We start from the raw sequence: 13193 nt of genomic DNA, 5'->3' as shown, positions 1-13193 counted from the left end.
GCGGGCTCGTGCAGACCGAGGCCGCGACGACCGGCGCCGTGCTGCGGCGGCTGGCCGACGGCCTGATGAGCGACCAGGAGGCCTTCGCGCCCCGGCGGCGGTACGCCGACGGCGTGTACTCGTCCTCCAAGTGGCCGCCCAACCAGCCGATGTGCATGCACCACGAGCTGAGCTACGCCCAGGAGTTCCCCGGCCTGCTGATGTTCGCCTGCCTCGAAGCGCCCGCCGATGGTGGCGCGACCGGGGTGGCCGACGCGGCGGCCGTGCTCGACGCGCTGCCCGCCGAACTCGTCCAACGCTTCGAGAAGGAGGGCTGGTTGCTCACCCGTACCTTCAACGACGAGATAGGCGCGACGCTCGCCGAGGCCTTCGGCACCTCCGACCGCGCCTCGGTCGAGCGCTACTGCCGGTCCCACGCCATCGAGTTCGCCTGGGAGCTGGACGGCTCCCTGCGCACCCGCCAGCGGCGCGGCGCCGTACTGCGCCACCCGGTCACGGGCCGGCGCTGCTGGTTCAACCAGATCGCGTTCCTCAACGAGTGGACGATGGACCCGGAGGTCCACGAGTACCTGGTCGACGTGTACGGCGCCGACGGCCTCCCCTTCAACACCCGCTACGGCAACGGCGATCCGATCGGCGAGGACGTCGTCCAGATCCTCAACGAGGTGTACACGGCGCACACCGTGCGCGAGCCGTGGCAGGGCGGCGATCTGCTGCTCGTCGACAACATCCGTACGGCACACAGCCGGGAGCCGTTCGAGGGGCCGCGCGAGGTTCTCGCCGCCCTGGCCGACCCGGTCCGCCGCACCGACTCCCTCGAAGGGAATGCATCATGACCACCACCCCTGTCACGGTCCCGCCGTTCTCGGTCATCTCCGGTGAGCAGGTCCAACAGGCCCTCCAGGGACGGGAGTCGGACGTCGTCGACCTCGTCGAGGCGGTGTACCGGCTGCATGGGGCCGGGGACTCGGTGAACCCGCCCTCGTACTTCCTGCGGTTCCCGGACCGTCCGTCGTCGCGGATCATCGCGCTGCCCGCGTCGATCGGCGGGGACGTGCGCGTGGACGGGCTGAAGTGGGTGTCCAGCTTCCCGGAGAACGTGGCGGGCGGGATCCCGCGGGCCTCGGCCGTGCTGATCCTCAACGACCACGACACGGGCTACCCGTTCGCCTGCCTGGAGAGCTCGATCATCAGCGCCTCCCGTACGGCGGCCTCGGCAGCGCTGGCCGCCGCCAAACTGAGCCAGGGGCGTGCGCGGCCGACCCGCGTCGGGTTCGTCGGCACCGGGCTCATCGCCCGCTACATCCACACCTATCTCGCCGCCACCGGCTGGGAGTTCGACGAGACGGGTGTGTTCGACCTGTCCGCCGACAGCGCGGCCGGCTTCCGGGGCTATCTGGAGCGGTCGGACGGCGGCGGCAAGGTCACCGTGCACGACAGCGCCGAACAGCTCGTCCGTTCAAGCGACTTGTTGGTGTTCGCCACCGTCGCCGCGAAGCCGCACATCCACGACGTGTCTTGGTTCGACCACCATCCGCTCGTCCTGCACGTCTCGTTGCGCGACCTCGCGCCCGAGATCCTGCTCGCCTCGGCGAACTACGTCGACGACGTCGAGCACTGCCTGAAGGCGGAGACCTCTCCGCACCTGGCCGAACAGCTCACCGGCAGCCGGGAGTTCATCGACGGCACGCTGGACGACGTACTCACCGGACGCACGAAGGTCCCGGTGGACCGGCCGGTGGTGTTCTCGCCCTTCGGCCTCGGAGTGCTCGACCTCGCCGTCGGCAGGTTCGTCCACGACGAGGTGACCCGCCGCGGCGAACTCCGTGTCGTCGACGGCTTCTTCCACGAACTGCGCCGGCACGGCTGACCTGTTCAGGGGGACAAGTCGCAGCGCCCGGGTCACCGGGCGCCGTGCCACAGATCAGGCGCGCCGAGGCAGGCGCGTCACACTCAGGGGGACAACATGCCAGTCATTTCCCAACCATCGGACTTCAACGAGGACGAGCTGTACGTCGACCTGCGGGCCACCGTCGGGCTTCCTCTCTTCCTGAAGTGCGAGGGCTTCAACTTCGCCGGTTCGATCAAGATGAAGGCCGCCTGCGAGATGGTCGCGGCCGCCGAACGGGACGGCAGGCTGCGGCCGGGATCCGTTCTCGTGGAGTCCTCCTCGGGCAACCTGGGCGTGGCGCTCAGTGTGCTCGCGGCCAGTCGGGGCTACGGGTTCCTGTGCGTGACCGACTCACGCTGCAACGCACAGGCGATCCGTCTGATGGAGGCGCTGGGCAGCCGGGTGCACGTCATCGACCGGCCCGATCTGCACGGCGGTTTCCTGGGCGCCAGGATCGGCTACGTCCGGGCGTTGTGCGCCTCCGACGAGCGGTACGTATGGCTCAATCAGTACGCGAACGACGGGAACTGGCGGGCGCACTACCGTACGACGGCACCGGCGATCGCCCGCCGGTTCCCGGGCCTGGACGTCCTGTTCGTCGGCGCCGGCACCACCGGCACGCTGATGGGCTGCGCGCGCTGGTTCTGGCAGTGGAACCGGCGGGTGCGGATCGTCGCCGTGGACGCCGTCGGCTCGGTCACCTTCGGGGGGCCGCCGGGACCCCGGATGATCCCGGGCCTGGGCACGAGCGTACGGCCGCAGCTGCTCGACGAGTCGTACATCGACGAGGTGATCCGCGTCGAGGAACCGGACGCGGTGCGGGTCTGCCGACAGCTGGCGGCCCGGGGCTTCCTGTTCGGCGGGTCCACCGGCACGGTCATCAGCGGGGCCAGGCAGTGGCTGGCCCGGCACGACGGACGTGACCTCACGGCGGTGGCGATCGCCCCGGACCTCGGCGAGCGCTACCTCGACACCGTGTACCACCCCGGCTGGCTGGAGTCCCTCCAGGCCGACCAGGACGTGACCTCCCTGGCCTCCGACGAACTGGCGGCACTCTCCCGACCGGCCTGACCGGCACGGATCGCACGAACGGCACGGGGTGCTGCGCCGCCGGGAACCGGTGAACAACACCGTACCGGGGGGTAGGTTCCCCTTATGGCAGCCAGCACCCACACCGTGACCAACCAGGCGCCGCCCCTGGTCGGATATGACGTGTTCACCGCCGACAAGGCCCTGGTGGCGGCCGTCGAGCGGCATCTGGACCCCGGGCTTCTGGACGAGGCCCGGGACGAACTCTCCACGCTCGGGAAGTCCGCCGGATCCGCGCAGGTGCAGGAATGGGGGGCGCTCGCCAACGAGAACCCCCCGAAGCTGCGCACGCACGACCGGTACGGCAACCGGATCGACGAGGTGGAGTTCCATCCTGCCTGGCACCGGCTGCTCGGCAAGGGCGTCTCCGCCGGGCTGACGGCGGCCTGGACCCGGCCCGGCGGGCATGTCCGGCGGGCCGCAGGTTTCCTCGTCTGGTCGCAGGCCGAGGCGGGCCACGGCTGCCCGCTGTCGATGACCCACGCGGCGGTGCCCGCACTGCGCACCGACCCGGCGCTCGCCGCCGAGTGGGAGCCCCGGCTGACGTCCACCGTCTACGAGGAGGGACTCGGGCCGGCCGACCGGAAGGCCGGGGTGCTCTTCGGGATGGGCATGACGGAGAAGCAGGGCGGCAGCGACGTACGGGCCAACACGACGGTCGCGAGGCCGCTCGCCGAGGACGGGACGTACGAGCTGACCGGCCACAAGTGGTTCTGTTCGGCGCCCATGTCGGACGGTTTCCTGGTGCTGGCGCAGGCCCCCGGCGGAGTGACCTGCTTCCTCCTCCCCCGCGTCCTGCCGGACGGCACGCGCAACGAGTTCCGTATCCAGCGGCTCAAGGACAAGCTGGGCAACCGGTCCAACGCGTCCGCCGAGGTCGAGTTCGACGGGACGTGGGTGCGCCGGGTCGGGGACGAGGGGCGCGGCGTGCGCACCATCATCGAGATGGTCTCGGCGACCCGGCTCGACTGTGTGCTCGGCGCTGCGGCGCTGATGCGGCAGGCGGTCGCCCAGGCCGTGCACCACTGCACGTACCGCGAGGCCTTCGGCGGGAAGCTGATCGACAAGCCGCTGATGCGCAACGTACTGGCCGACCTGGCCCTCGAGTCGGAGGCGGCGACGGCCCTCGCGCTGCGGCTGGCCGCCGCCTACGACGACGGCGGCGAACAGGAACGGGCCTTCCTGCGGCTCGCGTTGCCGGCCGCCAAGTACTGGGTGACCAAGCGCTGCACCCCGCTGGTGGTGGAGGCGTCCGAGTGTCTGGGCGGCAACGGCTACGTCGAGGAGTCGGGCATGCCCCGGCTGCTGCGCGAGTCGCCGCTCAACTCGATCTGGGAGGGCGCCGGGAACGTCCAGGCGCTGGACGTGCTGCGGGCCATGCAGCGGGAGCCGGCCGCGCTCAACGCGTTCCTCCTGGAGGTCGGCAAGGCGCGCGGCGCGGACCACCGCCTCGACGGCGCCATCAAGAACCTGCTGGCCGAACTCGCCGACCTGGACGGCATCGAGGGCCGAGCCCGCCGCCTGGTCGAGCGGATCGCCCTGGTCCTCCAGGGCTCCCTACTGGTCCGCTTCGCACCCCCGGAGACAGCCGACGCGTTCTGCGCCTCCCGCCTGGGCGGCGACTGGGGCAACGCCTTCGGCACCCTCCCCCACACCCTGAACCTGGCAGAGGTGGTGACCCGAGCAAGACCACTGCCCTGACCCCCACGGGCTATCCCGATGTCGGGGAGGCGCGCCAGCGCCCCCCGACAGGGGCGCGGGGAACTGCGCGACCAGCCCCCACCGGACCCGCACCCAAAAACCCGCCCAACCCGCGGAGCGCACCGCGGGGATGGTGCTGCGCCGACACGGCACCACCCCCGCTCGCTGGCCCGCATGGATCGGGAGCGCGGACGCCGCGCGGGCGGCGTCGCCCAAGTTTCAGACACCGCAGGGCAGTTCACCAGGGTTGCAGGGGGTTGCAACTTGTTGGCATCTGTGTGCGGAGTGTGTCGCTCCGGGGCCACGGGACGGCACCATGAGACAACCAGTCAATACGGGGCCCTGGCAGCGTCGCCGAACGGCTCCGGCAACCGGTTGTCGCACCCCTGTACGGGAGGATCCAGTGGCGAACCCGCCGATGGACGTCACACAGCTCGCCGCCCGAGACGCGGCGCAGGCGGCGCGACTGCTCAGCGACGTACGCGCGGCCCGCCTCACCGGACAGCGACCGCGCCTCGCGCCGCGCCCGGTGATCGACCAGTCCTGGGACCGCATGCTGCGCAGCGGCGTCGACCCCGACCACGACTTCCGGGCCGGCCTGTTGACCCGCGAGGAGTTGGAGCGGCGGCGCGAGACCACCCGGCTGCGGCATGTCCTCCCGGTGCTGCGGCAGGGGCTGTTGTCGGTCGCGGACGCCAGCCAGCACATCATGGTCGTCGCGGACGAGGAGGGCCGGGTGCTGTGGCGCGAGGGCAGTACGCCCGTGCTGCGCAAGGCCGACTCGTTCGGGTTCGAGCCCGGCGCCGACTGGGCCGAGGACGTCGTCGGCACCAACGGCGTGGGCACCCCGGTGGTCGCCCGGCGGGCCGTACAGGTCTTCGCCTCCGAGCACTTCGTACGGTCGCACGCCTCCTGGACGTGCACGGGCGCGCCGATCACCGACCCGCGCGACGGCCGGCTGATCGGGGTGGTGGACATCAGCGGGCCGTTGGAGAGCATGCATCCGGCGACGCTCGCCTGGGTCGACTCGGTCGCCAAGCTCGCCGAGGCGGGGCTGCGGGAGCGGCACCAGCACTCGCTGGAGCGGCTGCGGGCGGTGGCGGCGCCGGTGCTGGCGCGGCTCGCCGGGCGGGCCCTGGCGGTGGACCGGGACGGCTGGACGGCCGCGGTCACCGGCATGCCGTACACGAACCGCGTGACCCTGCCCAAGTCACTGTCCCCGGGCCGCTGTTGGCTGCCGTCGGTGGGCCTGTGCACGGTGGAGCCGCTGGCCGGCGGCTGGTTGATCCGCGCCGCCGCGGAGCCGGAGCCGCGCGGCGTCACCCGGATCGTCCTGGACCTGGGCCGGTCGCGCCACTGTTCGGTGACGGTGTCGGGCCCGGCGGGCTCCTGGACCCATGAACTGAGCCCCCGGCACGCCGAGTTGCTCTACCTCCTGGCCCTGCACCGCAGCGGCCGCAGTGCGGCGGGCCTGGCGGAGGACGTGTTCGGCGACCCGGCCCGCACGGTGACCGTACGCGCGGAGATCTCGCGGATACGGCGGTATCTGGGGGCGTTTCTCGACCATCGCCCGTACCGCTTCAGCGACGAGACGGAGGTGACTGTCCTCCTTCCGGACAACCCCCTCGATCTACTGCCCCACTCGACGGCGCCGACGGTGGCCCGGGTACGGGGAGCGGCAACCGACGACCGAAAGGGCGACGCACAGTGACCGGGTGTGACACCTGCGTACGAAAAAGGGCCCGAACGGGCCCCGTGCACAACACATGCGCATGGATTCCGGGGTATTCGACCAGGCCCGGCACCCCCTGACGTACCATCCATCCCACGGCCCCCCACACTGCTGTCCTGGTTCAACACACGGACCGTGACGAGCAGTTGGCCTGCCACGGGAGGATGTAATGAAACATCGCGGCAGACACCGCAGGCAGAGGAGGGGCAGAGCGCTGCGCGGCGCCCTCGCCGGCACCGCCCTCGCCCTCACCGCCGCGGCCACCATCGTCAGCGCCTCCCAGGCCGTGAGCAGCGACAACCCGGGGCCCCTGAAGTCCGTGACGTCCGCCGCCGAGCTGGCGAACTTCCAGCTCAAGGAGCACCTGGCGTCGAAGAGTTCACTCGACCGGCTGGCCACCTCCATGGGCGGCACGGTGGGTGTGAGCACCGTCCTGGAACACACCAACCGCACGATGCGCAACACGGCCGAGTGCGCCCCCACCGAGACCGAGGCGCTGCCCGTCGCCCCGACGGCCACCCGCGCGTACTGCTGGGACGACGCCGACTCGGCCAGCCAGCGCTGGCTGCCGCAGTCCGTCACCACCTCCGGCGACGCCGACGAGGACGGCCGCTGGGGCGCCAACCGCGTGATCCTCTCCGGCTGGACGCACAACGACGCCAAGCCGGACGAGCCCACGGTCTCCCAGGGCCTGGCACGGGTCGCCGTCATGGACGCGAACGACCTGAGCAACATGACCTACCGCTGGGTGCTTCTGGTCGTCCCGACGAAGGACGGCTCGGACTACCGCAAGCTGTCCTCGTCGATCTCCGGCATGGTCTGGTACCAGGACAAGCTGCTGGTCACGGCCTCGCCCACGGACTCCGACCACGAGTCCCTCTACGTGTACGACATGAACCGCATCCAGCGCACCTCGGTCGACAGCCCGGCCGTCGGCAAGGTGCCCGGCGGCTGGTCGGCGCACGGCTACGGCTACGTCATGCCCGCCGTCGCCTCGTACAGCCTGACCGGTGGCACGTGCGACCCGGCTTCGGACGACCGCACCCCCTGTTTCGGCTCCCTCTCCCTGGACCGCAGCTCCACGCCCGACAGCCTGGTCGCGAGCGAGTGGTTCCCGTCCGGCGCCGATCAGCGCAGCCGCCTGTGGCGCTACTCGTTCAGCGGCGCGGGCGACCGCTCCGGCCTCCTCGCCACCAACGCCCTGGGCCGCGCGGACGCGGTAGAGGCCTACTCGACGAAGGCCACCGGCATACAGGGTGTCCTGTCGTACCGCTCGGCGGGCGACGAGAAGGCCGACTGGTACATCGGCCACGCCCCCGGCGCCAAGAACCGCCACGGCACCCTCTGGCGCCTCGACTCCGAGGGCGCAGCAAAGGCCGCCCGCTGCGGAACCGACGACCAGTCCCGCCGCTGCTGGGCCGAACACGCCGAGTCCCTCTCCTACTGGGAGGGCACCGGCGAGGTCTGGTCCCTGACGGAACGGGCAGCGGACAGGCGAAACGGCTGGCAGGGCACAGCCGTCCCGGAACGGGTGCTGTATGCCGTACCCCTGTCGTCGATCACCGGCTCGCTGAAATAACGCCCACACGGGCGGAGCGAGGTTGGTGAAGTGGGGGAAGGCGGCGCTGATGAATTCGGGCGCACGGTGACGCCCTGCTTTTAGGGGCGCGGGGAACTGCGCGACCAGCCCCCACCGGGCCCGCGGACGACAATCGACAGGCAACCCACCCAGATGATTCCCTGACCGCCATGAGCAACATCGCCGTGACCACCTGGTCCCTGGAACAGACCTCCCCGACCGACCTCCTCCCCGCCGAGGCCCCCGACGGGGACGTCAGAATCACCCGCGCCGAACTCCCCTCCCCGGAGTTCAGCCGCTACCTCTACGCCTCGGTCGGCGGAGACATCCGCTGGACCGACCGCCTGACCTGGACATACGCCCGCTGGCAGGAGTACCTCGCACGCCCCGGCGTAGAGACCTGGGTCGCCTACGACCACGGCACCCCGGCGGGCTACGTGGAGTTCGAACCCCAGGACGACGGCATCGTGGAGATCGCCTACTTCGGCCTGCTCCCCGCCTTCCGCGGCCGCCGCATCGGCGGCCACCTCCTCTCGTACGGCACCGCCCGCGCCTGGGACCTCGGCGACCGCTGGCCGGGCCTGGCCCCGACCAAGCGGGTCTGGCTGCATACATGCAGCAAGGACGGGGAGCACGCCATGGACAACTATCTGCGCCGAGGCTTCACCCTCTTCGACACCAAGGTCGAAGAGGAGAAGGAGGTCACCGCACCCGGACCCTGGCCGGGCGCGTACTCCGCCTGACCTGGCCGGACACGGCCGCCACCCACCCGTTCGACCCGTCGCACCCCCACCATGTGACCGACAACACCCCGTCTCACCGTACGAGACAAGGGTGTCCGCATGGTGGACAATGCTGGACTGTGTCCAGATTGCCATGACACGCTTCCGTCATGTCTGGAACTGGGATTGCCTTGGTGAGTCGGCGGCACGTCGACCTCGGCCGCATGTCCAGCGCCATCTGTCCGGCGAGCTGACGAGCCTCCAGCACCGCCGCCCCCTCCCCTTTGCCTCAGCCTGCGCAGAGCCGCGCCAGTCTGACCATGCGCCCGTGCGCGCAGGTAAGAGCAGCTTTCCGCCTGTCCCGAAGGACTATGAATCATGGCCGCCACCCCGCAGAACCCTGCCGCCGCGCCCCGCCGCAAGGTGAGCCGTCACCGTGGTGAGGGTCAGTGGGCCGCGGGACACTTCACCCCGCTCAACGGGAACGAGCAGTTCAAGAAGGACGACGACGGTCTCAATGTGCGGACACGCATTGAGACGATCTACTCCAAGCGCGGCTTCGACTCGATCGACCCCAACGATCTGCGCGGGCGTATGCGCTGGTGGGGGCTCTACACCCAGCGCAAGCCCGGGATCGACGGCGGCAAGACCGCGATCCTGGAGCCGGAGGAGCTGGACGACGAGTACTTCATGCTGCGCGTCCGTATCGACGGCGGCCGGCTCACCACCGAGCAGCTGCGGGTGATCGGCGAGATCTCCCAGGAGTTCGCACGCGGCACGGCCGACCTCACGGACCGGCAGAACGTCCAGTACCACTGGATCCGTATCGAGGACGTCCCGGAGATCTGGGAGCGGCTCGAAGCGGTCGGCCTGTCCACCACCGAGGCCTGCGGTGACACGCCCCGCGTCATCCTCGGTTCGCCGGTCGCCGGGATCGCCGAGGACGAGATCATCGACGGCACGCCCGCCATCGAGGTCATCCAGCGCCGGATCATCGGCAACAAGGACTTCTCGAACCTGCCCCGCAAGTTCAAGTCGGCGATCTCCGGCTCGCCGCTGCTCGACGTGGCGCACGAGATCAACGACATCGCCTTCGTCGGTGTGGAGCACCCCGAGCACGGCCCCGGTTTCGACGTCTGGGTCGGCGGCGGTCTCTCCACCAACCCGAAGATCGGCCAGCGCCTGGGCGCCTGGGTCCCGCTGGACGAGGTCCCGGACATCTACGAGGGCGTCATCTCGATCTTCCGCGACCACGGCTACCGCCGGCTGCGCACCCGCGCCCGGCTGAAGTTCCTGGTCGCCGACTGGGGCGTGGAGAAGTTCCGCCAGGTCCTGGAGGACGACTACCTCAAGCGCAAGCTGATCGACGGCCCGGCCCCGGCCCAGCCCGTCGAGCGCTGGCGCGACCACGTCGGCGTCCACCGCCAGAAGGACGGCCGCTTCTACGTCGGTTTCGCCCCGCGCGTGGGCCGCGTGGACGGCACGATCCTCACGAAGATCGCCGAACTGGCCGAGGCCCACGGCTCGGGCCGCGTCCGGACGACCGTCGAGCAGAAGATGATCGTGCTCGATGTGGAGGAGAACCGGATCGACTCGCTCGTCGAGGGCCTGGAGGCACTCGACCTGCGCGTCAACCCCTCTCCCTTCCGGCGCGGCACGATGGCCTGCACCGGCATCGAGTACTGCAAGCTCGCGATCGTCGAGACGAAGGCGCGTGGCGCCTCCCTGATCGACGAACTGGAGCGCCGTATCCCGGAGTTCGACGAGCCGGTCACCATCAACATCAACGGCTGCCCGAACGCCTGCGCCCGTATCCAGGTCGCGGACATCGGTCTCAAGGGCCAGTTGGTCCTGAACGACGCGGGCGAGCAGGTCGAGGGCTTCCAGGTCCACCTGGGCGGCGCCCTCGGTCTGGAGGCGGGCTTCGGCCGCAAGGTCCGTGGTCTGAAGGTGACTTCGGAGGAGCTGCCGGACTATGTCGAGCGCGTGCTGAAGAACTTCCAGGCGGAGCGCGAGGACGGCGAGCGCTTCGCCGCCTGGGCAACCCGTGCCTCCGAGGAGTCACTCTCATGAGCGAGCGCGCCGCCCCCTTCTACTGCCCCTACTGCGGCGACGAGGATCTGCGTCCGAACGAGCAGGGCCATGGCGCCTGGGAATGCGGAGCGTGCAATCGAGCCTTCCAGTTGAAGTTCCTCGGGCTGCTCGCCCGCGGACTTCAGCACAAGGAAACGGGAGGGGACGAGATATGACCACCGTTCAGGAAGACCGTACGACCGACGACTTGAAGGCACTCGCCGAGCAGGCTGGCCGTGACCTGGAGGACGCCTCCGCGCTGGAGATCCTCCAGTGGGCCACCGCCACCTTCGGCAACCGCTTCTGCGTGACCTCCTCGATGGAGGACGCGGTGGTCGCCCACCTCGCCTCCCGCGCGAAGCCCGGTGTCGACGTCGTGTTCCTCGACACCGGCTACCACTTCCCCGAGACCATCGGCACCCGTGACGCGGTCGAGGCCGTGATGGACGTCCGCGTCCTCACCCTCACCCCCGTCCAGACGGTCGCCGAGCAGGACGCCGAGTACGGCCCCAAGCTGCACGACCGCGACCCCGACCTGTGCTGCAAGCTGCGCAAGGTCGAGCCCCTGGAGCGGGGCCTCAAGGGGTACGCGGCCTGGGCGACCGGCCTGCGCCGCGACGAGTCCCCGACCCGGGCGAACACCCCGGTCGTCGGCTGGGACGAGAAGCGGCAGAAGGTCAAGATCTCCCCGATCGCCCGCTGGACGCAGGACGACGTGGACGCGTACGTCGCCGAACACGGCGTACTCACCAACCCGCTGCTGATGGACGGCTACGCCTCCGTCGGCTGCGCGCCCTGCACCCGCCGGGTGCTGGAGGGCGAGGACGCGCGCGCCGGCCGCTGGGCGGGCCGCGGCAAGACCGAGTGCGGGCTGCACGGCTGATGACCCAGACCCAGACCGAGACCGCGACCCCCGAGGACCAGGAGATACCAGTGACGACCGGAGCCACCGTATGGTTCACGGGTCTGCCGAGCGCCGGCAAGACCACCATCGCGTACGAGCTGGCCGGCCGGCTGCGCGAGGAGGGCCACCTCGTCGAGGTGCTCGACGGCGACGAGATCCGTGAGTTCATCTCGGCGGGCCTCGGCTTCAGCCGCGAGGACCGGCACACGAACGTGCAGCGCATCGGCTTCCTCGCCGAGCTGCTCGCCCGTAACGGCGTCAAGGCGCTGGTCCCGGTGATCGCGCCGTACGCGGACAGCCGCGAGGCGGTGCGCAAGCGGCACCAGGAGAGCGGCGCCGCGTACCTCGAGGTGCATGTGGCGACCCCGGTCGAGGTGTGCTCCGTACGCGATGTGAAGGGTCTGTACGCCAAGCAGGCCGCGGGCGAGCTGACCGGGCTCACGGGGGTCGACGACCCGTACGAGGCACCCGAGACGCCCGATCTGCGGATCGAGTCGCAGGACCAGACCGTCCAGGAGTCCGCGGCCGCGCTCCACGCGCTGCTCACCGAGAGGGGACTGGCATGACGACGACCGTTGCCAAGCCGGCGGAGGGTACGGGCGCCCCGTACGCCCTCTCCCACCTGGACGCCCTCGAGTCCGAGGCCGTGCACATCTTCCGTGAGGTGGCGGGTGAGTTCGAGCGGCCGGTGATCCTCTTCTCCGGCGGCAAGGACTCGATCGTCATGCTGCACCTGGCGCTGAAGGCGTTCGCCCCCGCGGCGATCCCCTTCACGCTGCTGCACGTGGACACCGGGCACAACTTCCCCGAGGTCCTTGAGTACCGGGACCGTACGGTCGAGCGGCACGGGCTGCGGCTGCATGTCGCGTCCGTGCAGGAGTACATCGACCGGGGTGTGCTGAAGGAGCGTCCGGACGGGACCCGCAACCCGCTGCAGACGCTTCCGCTGACCGAGAAGATCCAGGCCGAGAAGTTCGACGCGGTCTTCGGTGGCGGTCGGCGCGACGAGGAGAAGGCCCGGGCCAAGGAGCGCGTCTTCTCGCTGCGGGACGAGTTCTCGCAGTGGGACCCGCGTCGCCAGCGCCCCGAGCTGTGGAACCTGTACAACGGACGGCACGCGCCCGGCGAGCACGTACGCGTGTTCCCCCTCTCCAACTGGACCGAGCTGGACGTCTGGCAGTACATCGCCCGTGAGGGCATCGAGCTGCCGGACATCTACTTCGCGCACGAGCGTGAGGTGTTCCAGCGGGCCGGGATGTGGCTGACCGCCGGCGAGTGGGGCGGCCCCAAGGCCGACGAGACCGTCGAGAAGCGGCAGGTGCGCTACCGCACGGTCGGCGACATGTCCTGCACGGGTGCCGTCGACTCCGACGCGGTGACGCTGGCCGACGTCATCACCGAGATCGCCGCCTCCCGGCTCACCGAGCGGGGTGCCACCCGCGCCGACGACAAGATGTCCGAGGCCGCGATGGAAGACCGCAAGCGCGAGGGGTACTTCTAGC

The 13193-nt window shown here is 70.4% G+C and carries 13 protein-coding genes; all 13 read left to right on the top strand.

What is annotated here, in order from left to right:
• On the top strand, window positions 1-836 hold an 836-nt coding region (locus ACWCRB_RS35100; RefSeq protein ID WP_450999916.1), incomplete at its 5' end, for a TauD/TfdA family dioxygenase.
• Complete coding sequence (gene sbnB / locus ACWCRB_RS35095) at window positions 833-1870, top strand: 2,3-diaminopropionate biosynthesis protein SbnB (RefSeq protein ID WP_450999915.1); 1038 nt, start codon at window positions 833-835, stop codon at window positions 1868-1870. The genes ACWCRB_RS35100 and sbnB, both read left to right, overlap by 4 nt.
• Before the next feature lie 96 nt (window positions 1871-1966).
• Window positions 1967-2962 (top strand): 2,3-diaminopropionate biosynthesis protein SbnA, encoded by a 996-nt coding sequence (sbnA, locus tag ACWCRB_RS35090; RefSeq protein ID WP_450999914.1) that lies wholly within the window; start codon window positions 1967-1969, stop codon window positions 2960-2962.
• An 84-nt stretch (window positions 2963-3046) separates the two neighbouring features.
• The gene (locus ACWCRB_RS35085; protein WP_450999913.1) at window positions 3047-4681 is read left to right on the top strand and encodes an acyl-CoA dehydrogenase family protein; all 1635 of its coding nucleotides are present in this window, start codon (window positions 3047-3049) and stop codon (window positions 4679-4681) included.
• A gap of 418 nt (window positions 4682-5099) precedes the next feature.
• Window positions 5100-6392 (top strand): GAF domain-containing protein, encoded by a 1293-nt coding sequence (locus ACWCRB_RS35080; protein WP_450999917.1) that lies wholly within the window; start codon window positions 5100-5102, stop codon window positions 6390-6392.
• 190 nt (window positions 6393-6582) lie between these two features.
• Window positions 6583-7992: a hypothetical protein gene (locus tag ACWCRB_RS35075; protein ID WP_450999912.1), complete on the top strand. Its 1410-nt coding sequence runs from the start codon at window positions 6583-6585 to the stop codon at window positions 7990-7992.
• Window positions 7993-8162: 170 nt separating this feature from the next.
• Complete coding sequence (locus tag ACWCRB_RS35070; RefSeq protein WP_450999911.1) at window positions 8163-8735, top strand: GNAT family N-acetyltransferase; 573 nt, start codon at window positions 8163-8165, stop codon at window positions 8733-8735.
• 149 nt (window positions 8736-8884) lie between these two features.
• Window positions 8885-8968: a putative leader peptide gene (locus ACWCRB_RS35065; protein WP_309486338.1), complete on the top strand. Its 84-nt coding sequence runs from the start codon at window positions 8885-8887 to the stop codon at window positions 8966-8968.
• Window positions 8969-9092: 124 nt separating this feature from the next.
• Entirely contained in the window at window positions 9093-10787 is a 1695-nt protein-coding gene (locus ACWCRB_RS35060) for a nitrite/sulfite reductase (RefSeq protein ID WP_450999910.1), read from the top strand.
• Window positions 10784-10963 carry a hypothetical protein gene (locus ACWCRB_RS35055; RefSeq protein WP_450999909.1) on the top strand — a complete coding sequence of 60 codons (180 nt, stop codon included), beginning with the start codon at window positions 10784-10786 and terminating at the stop codon, window positions 10961-10963. The genes ACWCRB_RS35060 and ACWCRB_RS35055 overlap by 4 nt, the downstream gene beginning before the upstream one ends.
• On the top strand, window positions 10960-11670 hold the full coding sequence (locus ACWCRB_RS35050; RefSeq protein ID WP_450999908.1) for a phosphoadenylyl-sulfate reductase: 711 nt from the start codon (window positions 10960-10962) through the stop codon (window positions 11668-11670). Before ACWCRB_RS35055 ends, ACWCRB_RS35050 begins: the two co-directional genes overlap by 4 nt.
• A complete protein-coding gene (gene cysC, locus ACWCRB_RS35045) occupies window positions 11670-12257 on the top strand; it encodes an adenylyl-sulfate kinase (RefSeq protein WP_450999907.1) in 588 nt (195 codons plus the stop codon). The genes ACWCRB_RS35050 and cysC overlap by 1 nt, the downstream gene beginning before the upstream one ends.
• Complete coding sequence (gene cysD / locus ACWCRB_RS35040; protein ID WP_450999906.1) at window positions 12254-13192, top strand: sulfate adenylyltransferase subunit CysD; 939 nt, start codon at window positions 12254-12256, stop codon at window positions 13190-13192. Before cysC ends, cysD begins: the two co-directional genes overlap by 4 nt.
• The last annotated feature ends 1 nt before the right edge of the window (window position 13193 follow it).

Source organism: Streptomyces sp. NPDC002156, assembly GCF_053593675.1.
This window is presented reverse-complemented; position numbering and strand designations above follow the sequence as displayed.